This window comes from Gillisia xinjiangensis (genome assembly GCF_046298265.1).
In the GTDB taxonomy this organism is placed as follows: domain Bacteria; phylum Bacteroidota; class Bacteroidia; order Flavobacteriales; family Flavobacteriaceae; genus Gillisia; species Gillisia xinjiangensis.
This window is the reverse complement of sequence record NZ_JBKAHK010000012.1, coordinates 15,494-36,810: the sequence shown is the minus strand read 5'-3', so window position 1 is coordinate 36,810 and position 21,317 is coordinate 15,494. Positions and strand designations below refer to the sequence as shown.

Annotated in this window: 17 protein-coding genes; all 17 read left to right on the top strand. The window is 34.5% G+C overall.

Annotation, left to right across the window (positions count from 1 at the left end):
- Positions 1 to 807 precede the first annotated feature (807 nt).
- The 17 genes from ACKGJN_RS16100 to wecB all read left to right on the top strand — a co-directional run bounded on the left by ACKGJN_RS16100 (position 808) and on the right by wecB (position 21,264).
- The gene (locus tag ACKGJN_RS16100; protein ID WP_409540588.1) at positions 808 to 2,205 is read left to right on the top strand and encodes a nucleotide sugar dehydrogenase; all 1,398 of its coding nucleotides are present in this window, start codon (positions 808 to 810) and stop codon (positions 2,203 to 2,205) included.
- 157 nt (positions 2,206 to 2,362) lie between these two features.
- Positions 2,363 to 3,604 (top strand): UDP-N-acetylglucosamine 1-carboxyvinyltransferase, encoded by a 1,242-nt coding sequence (locus ACKGJN_RS16095; RefSeq protein ID WP_409540587.1) that lies wholly within the window; start codon positions 2,363 to 2,365, stop codon positions 3,602 to 3,604.
- Positions 3,601 to 4,134, top strand: a complete 534-nt coding sequence (locus ACKGJN_RS16090) for a serine O-acetyltransferase (protein WP_409540586.1) — start codon at positions 3,601 to 3,603, stop codon at positions 4,132 to 4,134. Before ACKGJN_RS16095 ends, ACKGJN_RS16090 begins: the two co-directional genes overlap by 4 nt.
- Positions 4,135 to 5,436, top strand: coding sequence for an oligosaccharide flippase family protein (locus ACKGJN_RS16085; RefSeq protein ID WP_409540585.1), 1,302 nt, complete (start codon positions 4,135 to 4,137; stop codon positions 5,434 to 5,436).
- The gene (murB, locus tag ACKGJN_RS16080) at positions 5,437 to 6,291 is read left to right on the top strand and encodes a UDP-N-acetylmuramate dehydrogenase (RefSeq protein ID WP_409540584.1); all 855 of its coding nucleotides are present in this window, start codon (positions 5,437 to 5,439) and stop codon (positions 6,289 to 6,291) included.
- Positions 6,288 to 7,445: a glycosyltransferase family protein gene (locus tag ACKGJN_RS16075; RefSeq protein ID WP_409540583.1), complete on the top strand. Its 1,158-nt coding sequence runs from the start codon at positions 6,288 to 6,290 to the stop codon at positions 7,443 to 7,445. The genes murB and ACKGJN_RS16075 overlap by 4 nt, the downstream gene beginning before the upstream one ends.
- 2 nt (positions 7,446 to 7,447) lie before the next feature.
- A complete protein-coding gene (locus ACKGJN_RS16070) occupies positions 7,448 to 8,479 on the top strand; it encodes a sugar-transfer associated ATP-grasp domain-containing protein (protein ID WP_409540582.1) in 1,032 nt (343 codons plus the stop codon).
- Positions 8,479 to 10,392 carry an asparagine synthase (glutamine-hydrolyzing) gene (gene asnB, locus ACKGJN_RS16065; protein WP_409540581.1) on the top strand — a complete coding sequence of 638 codons (1,914 nt, stop codon included), beginning with the start codon at positions 8,479 to 8,481 and terminating at the stop codon, positions 10,390 to 10,392. Before ACKGJN_RS16070 ends, asnB begins: the two co-directional genes overlap by 1 nt.
- Position 10,393: 1 nt before the next feature.
- Positions 10,394 to 11,533 carry a CapA family protein gene (locus ACKGJN_RS16060; protein WP_409540580.1) on the top strand — a complete coding sequence of 380 codons (1,140 nt, stop codon included), beginning with the start codon at positions 10,394 to 10,396 and terminating at the stop codon, positions 11,531 to 11,533.
- The gene (locus tag ACKGJN_RS16055; protein WP_409540579.1) at positions 11,530 to 12,612 is read left to right on the top strand and encodes an ATP-grasp domain-containing protein; all 1,083 of its coding nucleotides are present in this window, start codon (positions 11,530 to 11,532) and stop codon (positions 12,610 to 12,612) included. Before ACKGJN_RS16060 ends, ACKGJN_RS16055 begins: the two co-directional genes overlap by 4 nt.
- Positions 12,609 to 13,760 (top strand): O-antigen ligase family protein, encoded by a 1,152-nt coding sequence (locus tag ACKGJN_RS16050; RefSeq protein WP_409540578.1) that lies wholly within the window; start codon positions 12,609 to 12,611, stop codon positions 13,758 to 13,760. Before ACKGJN_RS16055 ends, ACKGJN_RS16050 begins: the two co-directional genes overlap by 4 nt.
- The gene (locus tag ACKGJN_RS16045; RefSeq protein ID WP_409540577.1) at positions 13,732 to 14,859 is read left to right on the top strand and encodes a glycosyltransferase family 4 protein; all 1,128 of its coding nucleotides are present in this window, start codon (positions 13,732 to 13,734) and stop codon (positions 14,857 to 14,859) included. Before ACKGJN_RS16050 ends, ACKGJN_RS16045 begins: the two co-directional genes overlap by 29 nt.
- Complete coding sequence (locus tag ACKGJN_RS16040) at positions 14,837 to 16,012, top strand: glycosyltransferase (RefSeq protein WP_409540576.1); 1,176 nt, start codon at positions 14,837 to 14,839, stop codon at positions 16,010 to 16,012. Before ACKGJN_RS16045 ends, ACKGJN_RS16040 begins: the two co-directional genes overlap by 23 nt.
- 1 nt (position 16,013) lies before the next feature.
- A complete protein-coding gene (locus ACKGJN_RS16035) occupies positions 16,014 to 18,152 on the top strand; it encodes a bi-domain-containing oxidoreductase (protein ID WP_409540575.1) in 2,139 nt (712 codons plus the stop codon).
- Positions 18,142 to 19,329 carry a delta-aminolevulinic acid dehydratase gene (locus ACKGJN_RS16030; protein ID WP_409540574.1) on the top strand — a complete coding sequence of 396 codons (1,188 nt, stop codon included), beginning with the start codon at positions 18,142 to 18,144 and terminating at the stop codon, positions 19,327 to 19,329. Before ACKGJN_RS16035 ends, ACKGJN_RS16030 begins: the two co-directional genes overlap by 11 nt.
- Positions 19,330 to 19,336: 7 nt before the next feature.
- Entirely contained in the window at positions 19,337 to 20,035 is a 699-nt protein-coding gene (locus ACKGJN_RS16025) for a WecB/TagA/CpsF family glycosyltransferase (RefSeq protein ID WP_409540573.1), read from the top strand.
- 95 nt (positions 20,036 to 20,130) lie between these two features.
- Positions 20,131 to 21,264 carry a non-hydrolyzing UDP-N-acetylglucosamine 2-epimerase gene (gene wecB, locus ACKGJN_RS16020; RefSeq protein ID WP_409540572.1) on the top strand — a complete coding sequence of 378 codons (1,134 nt, stop codon included), beginning with the start codon at positions 20,131 to 20,133 and terminating at the stop codon, positions 21,262 to 21,264.
- Positions 21,265 to 21,317: the final 53 nt, after the last annotated feature.

Here is a 21,317-nt window from a genome sequence, read left to right as displayed (position 1 = left end):
ATTTTTAAATCCGTGTAATCCGCTTTTTGAGTAATCTGTGCAATCCGTGTTTTCCCAACTTTCCAACTTTTTAACCTTGAATCCGGCCCCGATGGGTCGGGGTTGAATTTTTAAATCCGTGTAATCCGCTTTTTTAGTAATCTGTGCAATCCGTGTTTTCCCAACTTTCAAACTTTTGAACCTTAAACTTTGAACATTTTTACCTTGAACTTTTTAACTCTTTCCAAACCCTTGATTGTTAATATTTTAACTTACCCAATTACGGTTTCCCGTAAAATCACCATAAAAACAACGGTTTGACCCAAAAATCAGGATAATTTAACAAGAATCATTTGTGTTAAACAAATGTGAAATAGTAACTTTGCCGACTCAATGTATGGAAGATGAATTTCCCTGCATTAATTATCCCCCTCCGAAGCCCTGTTAATGGGACTCAGAGCGGCGAAGCCATGAAAAGCAAGGCCCCCTATCCCCCGAAGGAGGAATAAAAGGCTGGAACTTTGAACTTTAAAACTTTAAAACTTTCGAACTTTCAAACTTTGAACTTAACCTATAAAATGCCCCCTTTACTTCACGTTGACTCCTTTCACGGAGCGTATATTTCCTAAAAAACTGATTGATAGTTGTCTGAAATTCAATTTTTGGACGGGTGGAACTATGTTTTGAAACGTGATAGCCCCTAATCCCCGAAGGGGGAACTTTTAACTTTTTAACTTTGAATTTTGAACCCGGAGCTTTCAAACTTTTCAACTTTCCAACTTTAAAACCAACACCGAGTCCCTACGCTCACACAATTATAAATACAAAATGAACAAAGAAACAAGAATTGCCGTAATTGGTCTTGGGTATGTAGGATTGCCCCTTGCCAGGCTTTTTGCCACAAAGTTCCCTGTTATAGGATTTGATATAAATGCCGCCAGGGTAGAAGAACTCAGTAACGGCCACGACAGCACACTGGAAGTGGAAGATGAAGTTCTGCAAAGCGTATTGCTAAAAACATATCCCGTTCCTGCAAAGCAGCTTAATGGAGAAAGAGTTTTAGAATTCGCCGGCCACAATGAAACCGAAAACTCTCACGATGTCAGTTCGAGCCCTTCGACTACGCTCAGGACAAGCTCCGTCGAGAACGGGTTGTATGTCACCATCAACCTCGGCGACATCATGGACTGCAACCACTACATCATCACCGTTCCCACCCCAATTGATAAAAACAACCGACCCGATCTCACCCCGCTTTACAAATCCAGTGAGAGTGTGGGGAAAGTGTTGAAAAAAGGAGATATCGTGATCTACGAATCTACTGTATATCCGGGAGTGACCGAAGACGAATGCGTGCCTGTGCTGGAACGCAGCAGCGGACTCAAATTTAACGAAGACTTTTTTGTGGGCTATTCCCCGGAGCGTATCAACCCGGGAGACAAGGAACACACCGTAGAAAAAATATTAAAGGTGACTGCCGGTTCCACGCCAGAAATTGGCAAACGGGTGGATGCACTTTACAAAGCAGTGATAACTGCTGGAACGCACCTGGCACCCACCATCAAGGTTGCCGAAGCTGCCAAGGTAATAGAGAATTCACAGCGCGACATTAACATTGCCTTTGTGAACGAGCTGGCCAAGATCTTCAATTTAATGAAGATAGATACCCAGGATGTTTTGGAAGCCGCCGGCACCAAATGGAACTTTTTGAAATTTCAGCCCGGGTTGGTGGGCGGACATTGCATAGGGGTAGACCCATATTACCTGGCGCAAAAAGCACAGGAATTGGGCTATCACCCGGAGATCATCCTTGCCGGAAGGCGTATGAACGACTCTATGGGAAAATACGTGGCTTCTGAAGTTGTAAAACTCATGTTGCAACATGACCTGAAAGTGAAAGGCGCGAACATTTTGGTACTTGGCATCACCTTTAAGGAAAATTGCCCCGATGTACGCAATACCAAAGTGGCCGATGTTGTAAAAGAACTGCAGCAGTACGGCATCAACATTACCATTTACGATCCCCTGGCCAATCCTGAAGAAGTACAACACGAATACGGGCTGCAAACCACCAACCAACTACCCCGACAAAAGTTTGATACCATAGTTCTGGCCGTGGCGCATAAAGAGTTTTTAGAGATGGGTTTGGATGGGTTGAAGAATGAAGGTGCCATTGTTTATGATGTAAAAGGGATTTTGAATGAAAAGGCAGATTCTAAATTGTAAGTTTTTTGTTTATAGTTTTTGTTCTTTAACAACTATGGAAACCAAAAGAAAAATTAAACAACAAATCAATATTTCTATTGTTGCTGGATTGAAGTTAGCAGTGAATTGGTATGGGGTAAATTTATAAAACAGGTAAATTTAATAATTATTGAGTTTAATGGAAAATAGTATTTTAAAAGTTCAGAAAAGTAAATTAGAAGGTCAGGTAAGAGTAAGTGGTGCTAAGAACAATGCCCTTAAACTTTTAACTGCATCAGTTTTGACAGAGGATAAGGTCGAGTTATATAATTGCCCAAATGGATTGCTGGATATGCAAGTACATATTGGAATGTTAAATAGGATGGGTAAAACCTGTATTGAAGAAGGTAGCTTCTTGCAAATAACTGAAAATAATTTATCTCCCAATCTTACCTGGGACGAACGTTCAATTCGGAATTCTTTATTGATTCTTGGATGTTTGACAACTCGTTTTGGGGAAGGCCGAGTCCCACTTCCAGGAGGCTGTAAATTAGGCGATAGAAAATATGATATTCATATCATGGTTCTTGAAAAACTTGGCGCAAAAGTTTGGGAGGAAGATGATTACCTATGCACTAAAACAGAAGGAAGATTAAAAGGTTGTGAAATTTATTTACCTATTAGATCTACCGGAGCTACCGAAAATGCTATATTTTGTGCCACATTAGCAACTGGAATAACAACTGTTTGGAATCCACATATACGTCCTGAAATAATAGATCTAATAAAAATGCTCAATAAAATGGGTGCGAAAATTAAGGTGTATGGGCAGAAATGTATTGTTATTGAAGGTGTAGAAAGGTTAAATGGGGTAAAGCATCGCGCAATACCTGATAACATGGAAGCACTTACATGGGCTATCGGTGCAACTATTACCGGTGGAGATGTAGAGATTCTGGATTTTCCGTTTGAACATTTAGAAGTTCCTTTGATCTTTCTCAGAGAAAGTGGAATGAAGTATTATAAAGGTGAAAATTCTTTGATTGTACGTGGCGGAACACCCTTCCCTGTAGAAATTAGTACCGGTCCCTATCCAGGAATTAATTCAGATATGCAGCCTTTGTTTGCCATTTACGGAGCTTGTTCTCGTGGTGAATCTAATATCGTAGATTTAAGATTTCCTGGACGTTATGCATACGCTGAAGAATTTTCCAAAATGGGTGTTAATTATTCTGTTGAAGGGGATTTGCTAAAAATCCAGGGGGGGAATAAGTTGAAAGGAACCAATGTGACAGCATCTGATTTACGTGCAGGAATGGCATTGCTTCTTGCTGGTATGGTTGCAGAAGGTGAAACAACTATTCATAATAAATGGCAGATTGAAAGAGGGTATGAAAATTTGATTGATAAGCTAAATCAGCTAAATGTAAATTCTAAATGACAATCAAAGAGTTGTTAACCGAAATTTTGGGTGATTTAGGTAATCACAAAAATTTTTTTCGAACTTTTTTTTATAAGTATTCCTTTAATCCTTCCTTTAGATTATTACTAAACTATAGAATTGGTAAATATTTCAATTCTTCTAAATACAAGATATTTAAATTAATTGCTATTAGATATAGTATAGTACAATTGAAAAAGCGTAATTGTCAAATTTCCTATAATACTCAAATAGGGAGGAATGTTAAATTTGCACATCCTTTGGGTATAGTAATTGGTTCCGGAGTGGTTATAAAAGATAATGTAAAAATATGGCAACAAGTAACTTTTGGAAGCCATGGCAAAGCGGATATGGATAAATTATATCCAGTAATTGAAAAAAATGTAAAAATATATTCAGGCGCTAAAATTATTGGAAAAGTTCGAATAGGAGAAAATGCAATTATAGGGGCAAATGCTGTTGTGTTAATAGATGTTCCGGATAATTCTATCGCTGTCGGTATCCCTGCTAAAATAATAAATAAAAGTTAAGTGAACTTTATCAAGGATTTTATTAGTGTTGGCTTAAGTCGCGGTGGAGTAATAATTTTTAGTTTAGCTCAAAGTATAATAATTGCCCGATGGTTAGGTCCGGAACTTAATGGTGTAATTGCAGCTCTCTTGGTTTTTCCTTCATTATTTATGAGTCTTGGTTCTTTAGGAGTTAGCCAGTCGACAGCTTATTTTATTGGCAAAGGTAAATTTACAGAAAGAGAGATAAAAACAGCAGTTAGTCAAATCTGGGTATTCACTAGTATATTGAGTATAATTATTTGTTTTATGCTTATAAGATATTTTTCAAATTCTGGGGAAAATTTAACCTTAGTTTTTCTAGCATTGGCGCCTATTCCTTTTGCATTATTTAACACCTATAATTCAGGAATATTTTTAGGAAAAAATGAAATTCAGAAATACAATAAAATAAATTGGCTACCACCACTTTTTATTCTTGCCGGAACTATTTTACTTGTAATTGTTATTGATTTTTCAATAACAGGAGCAATGGGTGCAATGGTTATTGGCCCAGCCATTATGAGTTTTTTAATGCTTTTTAAGAATAAGTTTATAAATGCTTTTTCTACACAAATTGATCTTAAAGTAATAAAAGCTTTGCTTTCTTTAGGAGGGGTATATGCAATTGCATTAATAATAATTAATTTGAATTATAAATTAGATGTAATATTAATTGATAAATTATCCACCAGTTACCAAACTGGGATATACAGCAAAGGTGCGGGTTTCATTCAATATCTCTGGCAAATCCCTATGTTACTGAGCACGATTGTTTTCGCCCGAAGTGTAACTTCTAAAAATTCTTACAATTTTTCAGTGAAGGTTTGTCAATTACTAAGAGTTTCTATTTCATTAATAGGTTTAGCAAGTATTATATTGGCCTTTATAGCTCCTTTTGTTATTACCTTACTTTATGGCTCTGCTTTTATCGATAGTGCTTCAGTATTATTGTATCTCATACCGGGGGTACTTCTGTTAACCGTTTTTAAAGTATTAAATATGGATTTAGCCGGAAGGGGAAAACCTTGGATATCTTTGAAAGCTATGGCACCTGCCTTGTTAGTAAATATTATTTGCAATTTCTTATGGATTCCTAAATTTGGGGCTAATGGAGCAGCACTGGCTTCAACAATTAGCTATTCTGTGGCTGCGATTCTTTTTGTTATTATTTATTCCAGGGAAGTTTCAATGCCTATAAGGGAAATTTTTAATTATAAAAAAAGCGATTTTAAATTTATTGAAATCATGTTTCATAACGTGATCATCAAATTAAAAAATTAAATGAAAATTGAAAATGACTTTAATTTAAGAGCATATAATAGTTATAAACTCGATTGTATATGTAGAAGAGCATATTTCCCTGAGAATGAAAATGATCTAATTCAAATTTTTTCAAATACAAATACTGAAAAAATCATTTTGGGTAATGGAAACAATACAATCCTGAGCAAAGAATATTATCATCAAGATTTCGTAATTTTTAATGGATGTTTAAATGAGATAATTTTTAATGGAACAGAAATTATTTCAGAGGGCGGAGCTACGCTTTTGCAAATGAGTGAATTGGCATTGGAACATTCACTTAAGGGGCTTGAGATGTTTTATGATATACCCAGTTCGGTTGGCGGAGCCGTTGTGATGAATGCAGGTTCTAATGGGGAAGAAATAGGTGCTTTGATTAAAAAAGTAAGATACCTAGATTTGGCGGACTTACAGATAAAAGAGAAATCCAAAAAAGAACTTAATTTCACCTACAGAAATAGTTGTTTTCAAAAAAATAAGGATAAAATTGTTTTAAAGGTTTGGTTTGAACTTGAAAAAGGTGAAAAACAAAATATAAAAGCAAAAATGGAGGAAAATAGGAATAGACGCTGGTCTAAACAACCAAGGGATTATCCTAATTGCGGTAGCGTTTTTAAACGGCCGGAAGGTAGATTCGTTGGTCCTATGTTAGATGAATTAGGTTTAAAAGGATATACTGTTGGAGGCGCCCAAATTTCAACAAAGCATAGTGGGTTTATTGTGAACATCGGTAGTGCTAAAGGAAAAGATATTCTCCGACTAATTACTGAAGTGCAAATAAAAGTACGGGAGAGATTTGATGTTGAGCTTGAAGTTGAACAACGTATTATATGAGAATATTATTTTTAATTACTACAATTGGTCATGGCAAAGGAGGACACTTCCATAGTTTAAACACTATAGCCAATGAACTTGGTAAATGTCATGACGTAAAGATCCTAAATATTGGTATAAAACAATCTTCCGTTTTTGAAGAAGGTAACTACTCTATTCAGTTTTTAAAATATAACGGGTTCAATTTTTTAAGTGTACTAACTAGGCTTAAAGTTTTTAGTCTTCAATTTGATCCGGATGCTATTCATTCCTTTGATGTGGAGTCCTTTGCTTTTGGTAGATTAATTTCCAAAAAAATGAATTTTCCTACCATCCTTAATAAATGTGGAGGTCCTAATCCAAAAAAATATTATCCCAAGGCAGATAAACAAGTATTATTCAGCTTAGAAAATTATACCTATTACCAAAATAATAAAAGATATAGAAAATCAAAGCTAGCCTTTATTCCGAATAGAGTAAAGGAAGTGAAAATTGATAAAAATAGAGTTAACCTTTTCTATGAGAAGTATGGTAGAGCGGAATTCTCCATTTTACGAATTTCACGGATAGGTAAACATTATCATTCCTCAATACTCCAAAGCATTAATTTATTAGAAAATATGCTGGAACAAGGGAAAAATGCTCGTTTAATATTAATTGGCACAATTCAAAGTGAGCAAATTTATAAGGAGATTCAAAAATATATTCAAATTAAAAATTTAAAGCCCTACGTGATTATTGAAACTAATGACATTTTTACTAATAAGGCTAGTGAATTGTTAGAATTGGGTGAAATAATTGTAGGAACGGGAAGGAATTTCATGGAAGCCGCTAGCCTAAATAAAATACTACTTGTGCCTCAAAAGGACGACCGTTTTCCATTATTAGTAATAGGGGATAATTTTCAGGAAATTTTTAAAACCAACTTTTCCCCAAGGACAGTCGTAACGAACTTCGATTCAGGGAAAAATTTAAAAAATATACTAAGCCTTACAAACAAAAACGAAAAGAAAAATTCACAATTATGGTTTAAAAAATATTTCGATGTTGAAACTGGTGTAAAACTATATTTGGATTTATATAATCATGATTTACCGGCAAAAAATAACTCACTAAATATTATAGATTCTACTCTAAATAGTATCTATTCAATTAAAAGCTTACTTAGGAAATAAATATGATAAAAGATACATATCATAAATCAAGAGCTTTATTTAATATTATTAATAAAGACATTAAAGATGGCTTTCCAATATCAATTTTAGACAAAATAGCTTTGTGGCGAAAGGGATTTTTAGCGGAAAAATATTCTTTATACGAATTATATAAAAATGATTCCGGCAATTATTTGTCAGATTACCAAACATCCATGGCCAGATGGATAAATGAACCCTTTAATGAAATTCTTACCAATAAATTTATTTTTTCCGAAGTTGTGGGCAATTATTTTAAGGTGCCAAAAACATATGGAATTTTTATCCAAGGAATTTTTTATCCCAGCCCTAATGAAAGCAGCATCAAAGGTTTATTTGAGAGATTAGATTCCTTTGTTGTTAAACCTACTAACGGAGGTGGAGGTAAGGGAGTTTATATAATTAAAAAATCTAATTCATCTTTTATACTAAATGATAAAACTAAATATACGGAGGAGGAACTAGAAATTTTCTTTAGCAGTCTTGATAATTTTATTTTAACCGAATTCATAGAACAAAGTGATTTTGCCCTATCTCTTAACCCTACTTCAGTTAACACGATGAGAATTTTGACTCTCATTGACCCTATAACAAAAGAGCCTTTTATCGCCCGGGCAGTGCAAAGGATTGGAACTTCTGCATCTGCACCACAAGATAATTTCACAAAAGGGGGGGTAAGTGCATTAATAAATTTAAAAACAGGAGTTTTAAGTGATGCTACTGCACATCCAAAATCAGCAAAGCATATACGTCTTTCCCATCATCCAGATTCAAATATTAAAATAGAAGGTATTACAATACCCAATTGGGATCAAATTAGGATTGAAATTTTAACCGCCGCAAAACAATTGCCTATGCTTAAATGTGTAGGATGGGATTTTGTTTTAAGTAAAAATGGTTTAATGGCGATTGAAGGAAATCATCATCCTGATCCTGATGTTTTACAGGCTCATGGTCCTTTGTTAACCGATGATAGAATTAGGGCCTTTTATAAATATTATAATATAATTAAATAATGTGCGGATTTGTTGGTTACATTAATTTTGACTCTAAACCGTTGAATTATGATGTATTAAAGAAAATGACTGACATACAGTCTCATAGGGGACCAGATGATCAGGGATTACTGGGTTTTTCGCTTTTTAAGGACCAAACAGCAAGTCCAATTAGGGGAGAGAAGGTTATATATGAAAAATTCCAGGGAGGAATAGGTTTTAATAGGTTATCTATACTTGATTTATCACAAAATGGACATCAACCCATGATTTCAAATTGTGGTAATGTTATTATCGCCTACAATGGTGAAACCTATAACGCTTTTAAATATGCAAAGGAATTAAAAGAAAGAGGTTATAAATTTAGAAGTACGACAGACACCGAAGTGCTTTTAAATCTATATATGGAGTATGGAATAGAAGGGATGCTAAAACGGCTTAATGGAATGTTTGCCTTTGCAATAATTGATTTAAAAAAGAAAAAATGTTTTGTAGCGAGGGATCATTTTGGAATTAAACCCATTTATGTGTATAGGAACCGGCAAACTATAATGTTTTCTTCAGAAGTTAAATCCTTCACTGCTCATCCAGAATTTGAAGCGCAAATCAATTCAGATAACCTGGATGAATATATAATGTTCAGGTATTGTGCCCATGACAGATCGCTGTTTTCAAATGTGAATCAAATACCTCCATCTCACTATTATGAGATAACTGAGCAGGAAGTGAAAATAAAAGAATATTGGACTTTACTTCCTGAAGAAACTGAACCTAAAAGTTTTGATGAATCATTAAATATTCTTGACAGCACACTAAAAGCAAGTATAAAATCTCAGTTAATAAGCGATGTTAAGGTGGGATGTCAATTATCAGGTGGAATAGATTCATCATTAGTTACAACTTATGCCAGGGAATTCTTCAAAGCAAACATGGATACCTTTTCGATCGTATTTGACGATGAAAAATATTCAGAGGAAGAATGGATAAATTATGTAACAAATTACACACAATCAGATTCCCATCGCTATCAACATTCTAATCATTATGTTTATGAAAATTTGTTCAATGCAACGTGGCATTTAGATCAACCTATTAGTATTCCAAATGCATTCGGAATAAAACGGATGGCCGAAAGAGCTAAAGAAAATGTAACTGTACTTTTAAGTGGGGAAGGAGCAGATGAGCTTTTTGGTGGATATTCCCGTTTTCATGATCTTTCTTGCAGGGTTAATAACAACATGGATTTTTATTCTAAGATTCCTTTAGTTGGAAACCGACTTAAGAAAAAATATGGGTTAGAAACCTCTTTGGAAGATTTTTTTATTCTTAGTAGCTCAGCGCTCACCTTGGATTCTTTAAAACTTTATAATAAGAATTCAAATATTGAAAATGTAATGCAGAATAGACGGCAAATTTTCCCTAAAGGAGGTGATATTTTAAAGAACGCTAGTATTTATGATATGCGAACTTATATGGTTGATTTACTTAACCGACAGGATAAAATGACAATGGCTCATTCAGTAGAAAACAGGGTTCCTTTTTTAGATAGGGATCTGGTAGAATTGGTAATGTCGTTACCAACCAATTTCCTTGTACCAAAAACAAACTCCTTGAAGGACTTCGGTAATTCTAACAAATTCACCAAGCATATTTTAAAAAAACTGGCTGTTCAGAAGTATAATGAAAAGTTTGTTTATAGAAACAAAAGTGGTTTTCCGCTTCCCATGCTGAATTTGTTTCTTGAAACACCTATGAAAGAAATGATTGAAGATCTTTTATTACCTGGGATAAAAAAAAGGGACCTTTTTAATTACCCTGAAATTTTAAAAATTTGGAATAAAAATCCCAGGCATTTTACAAGTGCAGATCTCAAAAACCTTTGGATGTTCTTCTCTTTTGAAGTTTGGGCGCAGCTATTTATAGATCAAAATTAAAATGGTTAAGATAGTTATTGGTGGCGATATATGCCCCACAATTAGAGATAGAGCAGCCTTCATTAAGGGGGACACGATTGGATTATGGGGTGATTTGTTACCGGTTTTTAAATCTGCCGATTTTGTTGTTGCAAATTTGGAAACTCCTCTTGCCACTAAGGAATCGCCAATAAACAAAAGTGGTGCTTTATTTTTAAATCCACCTGAAATTCTGAATGCTATTAAGGAGGCCGGAATAAATTTCCTTAATTTATCCAATAATCATATTTTAGATCATGGTCAGGAGGGTTTAACTTCTACAATCAGATCTTTAAATGAAGCAAACTTAATTTTTAGCGGAGCAGGTGAAAACTTAGAAGAAGCCTCCAGACCATATTCAACGGATATTCAAGACAAAAGAATATCTGTAATAAGTTATGCAGAACATGAATTTTCTATTGCTGAAAATGGGAAAGGTGGTGCAAATCCTTTAAACTTAATGGATTTTATCACTAGGATTCAAAAACTAAAAAAGACCTCAGATTTTATAATCCTTCTATATCACGGGGGGAAAGAGAATTACATGCTTCCTACTCCTAACCAGCAAGAGTTATGTCGTTTCTTTATTGATCAAGGCGTAGATACAGTAATTTGCCAGCATTCTCATGTTGCTGGTTGTTATGAAAATTATAGTAAAGGAAAAATATTTTATGGACAAGGTAATTTTATTTTTGACCCGTACCCTTTAAAAAAAGAATGGCTTTATAGTGGATTCTTAATCGAAATGGATTTATTTCCTAATAATGATGTTAAGTATAATCTTATACCTTACGTGCATAAAAGTTTACAGAATAATGAGATAGGTATAAGAAAAATGAATCAAACTGAAGCTTTAGATTTTTTTAAAAAAATTGAAGAAAAAAATTCAAAAATTGTGGAACCAGAATATGTGATTCAACAATGGAACGACCTTTCCCTTCAGCTTCAACCTATCTATCTGAGTGTCTTGAATGGAAATGGTAGTCTCTTGAGAAAATTTAATGAATACTTTCCCTGGCTGAATTGGATCTATTCCGGAAAAAGAAAAAATACTTTACAAAATATTATTAATTGCGAAACGCATAGGGAAATGGTAATAACAATTTTAAAAAATAAAGTTTGATAGATAAATTCATACTGTCTCTTAAAAAAATTATATTTTATTATTTTGATTTTTTCAAAATAAGGGAAAAAAATGCTATAAGTAAGGTAAAGAATATAACTAAGGATGTCCAGAGAGAATATCCTGCATCAAAATATAAAATTGGTATAGTGAAAGAGAAGTGGCATTTACACAGTCACTATGTTAAAGGGTGTCAGGAATTAGGCATTTCTTATATAGTAATCGACTTCTTTCAATTTGATTGGTGGGAACAATTGAAGAGTGCAGAAGTTGATTTTTTAATGGTAAGACCTTCAGTACAATATACTCCCTGGAAAGACATGTTTGATAATAGGTTGCGAATAATTAGTAATACTAATATCAAAATTTTTCCTAATGTAAATGCTCTTTGGATATGGGAAAGCAAACTTAGGACACTTGAATGGCTTAAAATAAACAATATTTCTCATGTTTCATCTTTCGTTTTTTATGATAACCGGCAAGTACTACAATTCGGAGAAAAAATTGAGTATCCAATAGTTTACAAATCCAGCAGTGGATCAGGAGCTTCGGGAGTGAAAATCCTAAAGAATTTCAAGGATTTAAAAAATATTTCCACCAAAGTTTTTGAAAAGGGTATAAGAACATATAGAAAACATAAACTAGATAAGGAACATGGTTTCATAATTCTGCAAATGTATCTCAAAAATGTAAAGGAATGGAGGATCATTAGGATTGGAGAATTTTATTTCGGCTATGAAAAAATTAAAAAGGGTCAATTCCATAGTGGATCACAGGAATTTGGTTATGGAATGCCGCCCGAAGAGGTTTTGGACTTAGTAAGGAGTATTACAGAAGAATATGATTTTAATTTTGTAGATGTAGATATTTTTGTTTCAGAAGATGGGAATCTTTTTGTAAATGAAATTCAACCATATTTTGGGCAAAAAGATGATAGAGAATTACTGGTAATTGATAATATCCCAGGAAGATTATATTTTAGTGAAAAAGAAAATAAGTGGGTTTTTGAAAAAGGAGAATTTTGTAGAAACAACATGTGCAATTTGAGAATTACGGAAACACTAAAAATGTTTTTATGAAGTTACTCATTTTTCTTTTAAAATTTGGTTTACCACTTTTAGTTGTAACCGATCTAAGTTCACAGCTTTATAGTAGTCCCTTGCTTCTAAATCTCTCAAGAGGCCTAAGGATTTTAATCTTAATATTATTTATAATCGAAAATTTTCGAAATTTTAATATTATAAGAAAATTTAAATTTTTCAATTACTTTTTACTCTTCAACTTTATCCTTTTTCTCTTTTTGTTTACTGATCGGGATTTCTTTGAAGGCTTTTGGATATACTCCAAAATACTTTTTTGGACATTGGGATTAAATGTGTTATTTGCATATGCTTTTAAGGGAATTTTTCTGTTTGAGGATTTTCTTAATGTTATTAAACGAATTGCCATTGCAGCTTTTTTCTTTACAATTTTATTTGTGATTACTGGTTTTATTAAGGATGATTACAATATTGCTGCATATTTGGTTTTATTTATTTACCCAATAATACTTTATTCAACTAAGGGCTTTAACTATAATCTTTTTTATGTCTTGATATCTGCGCTAGCTATTTTAATAACTTTGAAGCGCGGTGCTATTCTTGCATTTAGTATCGCTAATGTGCTATATTATTTTAACACATTATATTATGATTTTAGGGTTAAAAAATTGATGCGGGGAGTATTTATTCTTTTATCCTTATGCGTAATAGGATTTTTTATTTATGAACAACAAAAGGAAGTTATAGGAAATAGATTTAGTGAAGAGCAGTTTGATCCAGATAATGAAAAAGCAGGATCTGGAAGGGTAGGAATGTACACTAGGCTATATGAAACCTGGTATGAATCTGATAATTGGATTTTTGGTTTTGGAAATCAAGAGGATTCTCGTAGAACTCAATTTAGAAGAACTCACGCTCATAGCGATATCTTTGGCTTTTTGTATAATTATGGATTAGTTGGTATAGGTCTGCTTATTATAATGTACATAAAGCTGATTTTCTTTTTTAAAAATCTAAAAAATCTTGGACTCAACCATACATATATAGGTGCGTCATTAATAACTATTCTTATTTTGGTGAATTTCTATTCCGGATTACTACGATCAACCGAGGCTTTTTATTTATTTGCAATATTACCCTATTTACAAATCAAGAAATTTGAAAAAACGAATTCTAATTATTTCTAATCCACTGAACCACGAGGGAGGTGTTGTTAACTACTATAATTTATTTTTTAAATATTTTAAATCAGAAGCTTTTCAGTTAAAACACAAATCAATTGGTTCTCGAGCTTACCTTTTCTATTACCCTGTTTTAAAAAGATTTCTATATCCTTTTTATTTAATATATGACATTTTCACTTTCATTCTATTGCTTTTATTTGACAGGAAGATTGTTATTGTGCAGGTAAGTCCCTCCTTAATTCCGGTTCCATTGATTAGAGATGGAATTTTAATTTTAATTGCTAAAATATTAGGTAAAAGAACTATTGTGTTTTATAGAGGTTGGAAATTACCAATCCTCCAAAAGATTAGTTCTAATATTTTTTTGAAATTTGCATTTAATTTTATTTTCCAAAATGGTACATGCCAGTTTGTACTTGCATCTGCCTTTAAAAATGACCTCTTGGATTTATATCCTTTAGGTAAGTCCAATATAAAAGTAACTAAGACCGCAATTGAAAAAAAGGGTATAATCGCTAGAGAGTCTCCTGCTAATTCAGGGCCTATCAAAGTTCTTTTTTTGGCAAGGATTCAGAATCTTAAAGGTATAGAAGAGCTTATTGATGCTATTTGTGTTTTGAATATTACTAAAAGGCTGAAATATTTTCAGTTTACCATAGCAGGTCACGAGGATAGAGTTGGTTATATAGAGAAATTAAAGGAAAAATTAAAACGAGATGGGGTGCCTGATGAAAAGGTGCTGTTTCCAGGTAGAGTTACTGGAAATAAAAAATTTAATATGTATGCCACCCACGATATATATATATTACCATCATATACTGAGGGATGTCCTAATAGTGTTTTGGAAGCTCTAGCATCAGGTTTATTCTGCATCACAACTCCTGTAGGAGCTTTACGTGACTTAATTACACCGGAAAATGGTTTACTTATAGAAGTGAAAAGTATAAATGCGATTACGGATTCTTTACTTTATACCTTGTCCATAAATGGATTTAATAAAAACAGATTGTTAAGAGGTAAAAAGTATACTGATATGTTCGATATAAGTAAAATAACCCAAGACTTTGATTACACCTACCATGAGATTAGCACAAAAAGGTAAAACATATCTTATTGGACCTACTGAATCTATCCTAACTAAAAGAGGGAATAGATTCCCCAATATTGCTCAGTTTCTCACAGATGAAGGAGAGGAAGTTATTTACTTTACTTCAAATTTTTATCATGCAGAAAAAAGATTCTTTAAATTAGAGGAAATTGATTTTGAAAAGGAACAAATTGAATATAAGTTAAAAGTACTAAAGGTTCTGGGCTATTATAATAACGTTTCTATCCGTAGGGTTTTAAATAATCTTTTCTTTTCTATTTACGTGTTTTCTCTTCTTCTGTTCAAGGTAAAAAGGAATGATAAAATTTTGTTGCCTTCCCGACCTGTTGAACTCATTTATTTTATTTCCCTTTTAAAAAAAATAAAAGGTGTCAGGATCATTTTGGATATTCAGGACATATGGCCAGATGCTCTTGATATAAAGAATAAAAGAAAAAAACGAATTTTTGAAATTTATTGTCATGCTTTTCTTTCTCCTTCCTTAAAAAATTATGATAAAGCATTTTATACGGCTCCCACTTTTAAAAAATGGCTAAAACGCTATTCTATTAATACCCCCTCGGTTTTAATTCCTCTCGGCTGGGAAGATGCAAGATGGGAAGATATTACTAAAGCAGAACTAGTCAATAACTTTTATAAAATTAAACTTGTATGTGTTGCCCAACTGCAACATCAAATAAATGTATTACCAATTTTGGAAGTTTTGCGAAATAATAAAAATTATCATTTTACAATTATAGGTGAAGATGGTAAGGGAGCACGATATGAAGAAGTCACCTCATTTATAAAGAAAAACGAAATTGATAATGTTGAAATAATAGGAAAGGTAGATAGGGATAAAATGAAATCATATTTGGAAGATAAGGATATTGGCATATTGCCAATGATTACCCCTTCAATACCTAATAAAATTTTCGATTATTTAGCCTCCTACTTGCCTATAATTGTATTGGGAGATAATGATAGTTCTGAATTTGTTCTGGAAAACCAAATAGGATGGTCATGTGGTTTCAATAGTAAGGAACTTTCTATAAAATTACTAGATATTTCAGAAGAAGAAATTCGCATTAAACGAAAAACAGTGGAAACTATTCGAGAAAAATATTCACGGAACCACTTACATCAATTAATAAAAGAACATTTATAATATGCAGCAACTTACGCAAAAACTTGGATCCGGTGCTATGGTCATTCAGGAGGTACCTTATCCTCAATTAGGGAAAGGAATGCTAATAGTTAAAAACCATTACTCAATAATAAGTGCTGGGACTGAGGGTTCTACTGTGCAGGCAGCTCGCAAAAGCCTTATAGGAAAAGCAAAAGAAAGACCGCAACAGGTGAAACAGGTGCTGGATGTACTTAAAAAACAAGGGCCCGTGCAAACTTATAGGGCGGTGACTAAAAAACTTGATGCCTATTCTCCGCTTGGGTATAGTTCTGCCGGAGAAGTGATAGAAGTGGGAGAAGGAGCTACAGATTTTGAAGTGGGAGACAAAGTTGCTTGTGCAGGTGTAGGTTATGCCAATCACGCAGAAATTATAGCAGTACCGGTAAATTTATGTGTTAAACTTCCCGAGGGTTTAGATCTAAAGAATGCCGCATACAATACACTTGGTTCAATTTCAATGCAGGGCGTTCGCCAGGCAGATCTGCGACTTGGCGAAAATTGCGTTGTCATAGGACTTGGTTTATTAGGCCAAATCGCGTGTTTGATCCTGAAAGCCTCGGGAGTAAATGTAATAGGTATAGATATTTCTGATACTGCTGTTAATCTTGCCGTGGAGAATAAAGCTGTTGATTTTGGTTTTCAAAGAAATTTAAGTGGGTTAGAAGATAAAATATTAAATGCAACAAACGGAATTGGAGCAGATGCAGTACTTATTGCAGCTGCAACCTCCAGCCTTGATCCTATAAATTTTGCAGGTTCAATAGCACGAAAAAAAGGAAAAGTGGTTGTTCTTGGAGCAGTCCCTACAGGTTTCGATAGAGATCCTCACTGGTACAGAAAAGAGCTGGAATTAAAAATGGCCTGTTCTTATGGTCCCGGTAGGTATGACCTTAATTATGAAGAAAAAGGGATAGATTATCCTATTGCTTATGTTCGATGGACGGAAAAGCGAAATATGGAAGCATTTCAACAATTGCTCAGTACCGGAAGGATCAACATAGATTATTTGACCACACATCAATTTAGTTTTAACGATGCTCCAAGAGCCTTTGATCTCGTTGTAAATAAAACGGAACCCTTTATTGGTATTGCTCTTAAATACGACACGAAAAAAGCACAAAATCAGGAGCCGATCCTCACCAATGCAAGTTCCGCAGCTGGGGAATTAAATATTTCCTTTATTGGGGCTGGAAGCTATGCACAGGGGAATTTATTACCAAGCATTCCGGGAGATGAAAAAATTCAAAGAATTGGAGTATTAACAAATAATGGTACCACCTCAAAGAGGGTAGCTGAAAAATTTAGATTTCAGTTTTGTGCTTCCAGGGAAGAAGATATTCTCAATGAAAACACGAATACCTTATTTATAGCCACTAGGCACGATTCTCATGCACCTTATGTTTTAAAAGGCTTAAAAGCCGGTATGAATATTTTTGTTGAAAAACCGCTATGTCTTTCCTTAGAAGAATTGGAAGAAATCAGGCAATTGAAAAACAATTCAAATAAAGCCATAATGATCGGATTTAACCGCCGATTTGCCCCTTTTAGCAAAATTGTAAAAAGCAAGTTGGGTAGCGGTCCAATGACAATGATCTATCGGGTTAATGCGGGTGTAATCCCAAAGGACAGTTGGATGCAGGATATGGAAATTGGTGGTGGTAGAATACTTGGAGAGGTTTGCCACTTTATAGACTATCTAACCTTTATAAATGGAAGTAAACCAGTCAAATTATCGGCGAATGCACTTCCAGATCCTGATTCTTTAAATGATACCGTTAACATTCTAATCCAGTTTGAAAATGGTTCGTCCGGAATTGTTTCATATTTTGCTAATGGATCAAAAGAATTATCCAAGGAATATGTTGAAATATTTTCTTCTGGAACAACAGCGATCATTAATGATTTCAAAGAATTAAAAATTTATGGGAAGGGAAAACCATTTAAGAAGAAATTATTTAACCAGGATAAGGGTCAGAAAGAAATGGTTGAATCATTTATAGATCAATTATTAAAAGATGGTAATGCACCTATAGCATTTGATCAAACTTATGCTGTAACCAAAGCCAGTTTTAAAGTTTTGGAATCTATTCAAAATGGAGGAGCACAGGTTGAAGTATAGAGCAGTAAATTCCTTTCAAAATCTCAAATTTTATTGTGAAGCCGAGAATTTTAAAGGTTGGGATCCCTATGATGGTTTGAATTCAAAGATTTTTAAGGCTACTCCATTAAAAAATTGGGATCTTGCACGTTTGGCCTGGATCCAGGGTTTTAAAAGAAGCCCAATAAATTTCCGAAGCATCTTAATGGTTCCAAAAGAAACTAATGCCAAAGGAATTGGGTTGTTTTTGAGTGGCTATTGCAATCTTTATAAAATTGCAGAAAAAGGAAATACAACATTTGGCACTAAAGAGAATATTTTAGAGAAAATCAATTTCCTTTCGAATTTGCTTCTCGATCTTCAAAACAAAGATTATTCCGGTGCCTGTTGGGGCTATAATTTTGACTGGCAGGCGAGAAGGCTGTTTTTATTTCCGAAAAACACGCCTACGGTTGTTGCTACTACATTTTGCGCTTCAGCTTTATTTGAAGCCTATGAGATCACAAAAAATGAAATTTATCTGCAAACAGCATTATCATCTGCTAATTTTGTTATGAAAGATCTTAACAGGACCGCACATAATAATGGATTTTTGTTTTCTTACTGTCCGCTGAAAGGGAACAATACGGTCTATAATGCCTCCCTGCTTGGAGCTAAGCTACTTAGTTTGTGTTATTATTATTCTGGAAAAGATGAATATAGAAATACAGCACGAGAAGCCGTTTTAGCAGCCTGTGAAGGGCAAAATAAAGATGGTTCCTGGGTATATGGTTTGTTACCGGTTCAGTCTTGGATTGATAGTTTCCATACCGGGTATAACCTTGATGCTATTCAGGTTTACCAGGATAAAACAGGAGATGCTTCGTTTCAGCAAAAAATGGTAAAAGGTTTTGAATTCTACATCACCAACTTTTTTGAAGCAGATGGCACCCCAAAATATTACCACAATAAAACCTATCCTATAGACATTCATTGTCCGGGGCAGTTGTTGGTAACCCTAAAAAGCCTTCACAGGTTTGAGGAAAATCGGGAATTGGCGGAAAAGGTACTTGCCTGGAGTGTAAAAAACATGCAGGATAGAAAAGGCTATTTTTATTATCAGGTTAAAAAGGGAATAAGTTCTAAGATCTCATATATGAGGTGGAGTAATGCGTTTATGTTTTATGGGATGAGTTGTTTTTTAGGGAATCAAGAATAAAAAACCAATGGACTATAAACTTTTAAACGGGGTACAAACTTTTGCGCCTAAGTCCCGTGAGGATTTAATATCCTTTGCATTAAAAGGTCAAAAAATTTTGGTAGCGGTTAACGCAGAGAAAATTCTTCACGCAACCGATGTCTCACGTGGTATTATCAATAGAAATTTAGGGTATCCGGATGGTATTGGGGCAGTAATGGCATTGAAACAAAAAGGGATTAAAAGCGTAGTCAAAATTCCCGGTTGTGAATTGTGGTTGGATATTATAAAAGCCTATCACAATGATAAATCTTTTTATCTGGTAGGAGGGAAACAAGAAATTGTAGAAGGAACTGTTAGTAAACTTAAGTTCGCCTACCCCAAGATCAATATCGTGAATTTCAGGAACGGATACCTTAAAACCGAGCAGGAAAAGCTGAATTTGATAGATGATATTGCTCGAAGAAAACCAGATGTGGTTTTTGTCGCGATGGGTTCACCAAAGCAGGAACTGCTAATGGAAGAAATGCGGCAAAAACATCCCGCTCTTTACCAGGGCTTGGGTGGTAGCTTCGATGTCTACACCGGAAATGTGGACAGGGCCCCAAAATGGTGGGTAGATAACAACCTGGAATGGGCATATAGACTGGTGAAACAACCTTCGCGCATTACAAGACAAATTCATTTGGTGAAATTTGTTTATTTATTGAAGATGAATAAATTGTAAAAACCCCCTAACCCCCTAAGGGGTAATTCAAAATATAGATCAAACATTCGTTTCCACTCTTTTTAGAGAGAATGAAAAAATAGATATTAATAACTATGTTGAAAATTACAATTATAGCTGGTGCTCGGCCAAATTTCATGAAGATTGCGCCAATTATCAAAGCCATTCAAAAGGCTAAAGAACAGGGAAAAGACATAGATTTCAGATTGGTGCATACCGGTCAGCATTACGATAAGAAAATGTCGGGTTCCTTTTTTGAACAATTGGGTATTCCCGAGCCAAATGCAAATTTGGAAGCAGGTGGTGGCACCCAGGCAGAACAAACCGCCAATATCATGATCAGGTTTGAAAGGGAATTGACGGAAAATCCTGCAGATGTGGTTTTGGTGGTGGGAGATGTAACTTCAACAATGGCATGTAGCATTACGGCCAAAAAACTAAATACCCAGGTAATTCACGTAGAAGCTGGAATTCGTTCCGGAGACCTTAGTATGCCAGAGGAAATAAATCGGATGGTAACCGATGCGATTACCGATCATTTTTTTACCACTTCAGAAATTGCCAATGAAAACCTGAGAAAAGCGGGAGTTGAAGAAAACAGGATTCACTTTGTTGGAAATACAATGATAGACACTCTGATTTCAAATATTGATAATTTTATAGATCCAAATATTGAAGTCGGTGGCGAAAAATTAAAGGAAGAAGGCTTTTTTGTGCTTACCCTGCACCGTCCTGCAAATGTGGATGAAGAAGGGAAGCTCAAGGAAATGATGCAGGCTATTATGGATGGCACCGCAAAGCTTCCGGTTATCTTTCCGGTGCATCCGCGAACTGCAAAAATATTGGAAAATATGGGCATTGTCCATGAGAATTTGCATTATGTGGAACCTTTATCTTATCTGGAGTTCAATTACCTGGTGAAAAATTCCATTGCAGTGATCACCGATAGCGGCGGGATAACCGAAGAAACCACCGTAATGGGCATTCCCTGCTTAACTTTGCGCGACAACACCGAGCGTCCTGAAACCATCACTTTGGGAACCAACGAACTTGTGGGCACAGATCCTGAAAATCTGAAACCATACCTAGAAAAACTTATGTCCGGAAATTGGAAAAAAGGAGGGCAGATCCCGCTTTGGGATGGGAAAACCGCCGGAAGGATAATTGAGGTTTTGATTAAGGTTTATGGAGAAAAAGTTAGAAAAGAAAAATTAGAAGTGCAAAGTTAGAAAAAAGTTCAAGAACCAAAATGATGAAGCCGCTGCGTGAGATCCAGTACCCG

What these genes read in the sequence shown, in the direction of transcription:
- ACKGJN_RS16070 (WP_409540582.1), top strand. Translation starts at nt 7,448, where the DNA reads ATGATAAAAGATACATATCATAAATCAAGAGCTTTATTTAATATTATT.
- murB (WP_409540584.1), top strand. Translation starts at nt 5,437, where the DNA reads ATGAAAATTGAAAATGACTTTAATTTAAGAGCATATAATAGTTATAAA.
- ACKGJN_RS16060 (WP_409540580.1), top strand. Translation starts at nt 10,394, where the DNA reads ATGGTTAAGATAGTTATTGGTGGCGATATATGCCCCACAATTAGAGAT.
- ACKGJN_RS16050 (WP_409540578.1), top strand. Translation starts at nt 12,609, where the DNA reads ATGAAGTTACTCATTTTTCTTTTAAAATTTGGTTTACCACTTTTAGTT.
- wecB (WP_409540572.1), top strand. Translation starts at nt 20,131, where the DNA reads ATGTTGAAAATTACAATTATAGCTGGTGCTCGGCCAAATTTCATGAAG.
- ACKGJN_RS16025 (WP_409540573.1), top strand. Translation starts at nt 19,337, where the DNA reads ATGGACTATAAACTTTTAAACGGGGTACAAACTTTTGCGCCTAAGTCC.
- ACKGJN_RS16040 (WP_409540576.1), top strand. Translation starts at nt 14,837, where the DNA reads ATGAGATTAGCACAAAAAGGTAAAACATATCTTATTGGACCTACTGAA.
- ACKGJN_RS16075 (WP_409540583.1), top strand. Translation starts at nt 6,288, where the DNA reads ATGAGAATATTATTTTTAATTACTACAATTGGTCATGGCAAAGGAGGA.
- ACKGJN_RS16035 (WP_409540575.1), top strand. Translation starts at nt 16,014, where the DNA reads ATGCAGCAACTTACGCAAAAACTTGGATCCGGTGCTATGGTCATTCAG.
- ACKGJN_RS16090 (WP_409540586.1), top strand. Translation starts at nt 3,601, where the DNA reads ATGACAATCAAAGAGTTGTTAACCGAAATTTTGGGTGATTTAGGTAAT.
- ACKGJN_RS16100 (WP_409540588.1), top strand. Translation starts at nt 808, where the DNA reads ATGAACAAAGAAACAAGAATTGCCGTAATTGGTCTTGGGTATGTAGGA.
- asnB (WP_409540581.1), top strand. Translation starts at nt 8,479, where the DNA reads ATGTGCGGATTTGTTGGTTACATTAATTTTGACTCTAAACCGTTGAAT.
- ACKGJN_RS16095 (WP_409540587.1), top strand. Translation starts at nt 2,363, where the DNA reads ATGGAAAATAGTATTTTAAAAGTTCAGAAAAGTAAATTAGAAGGTCAG.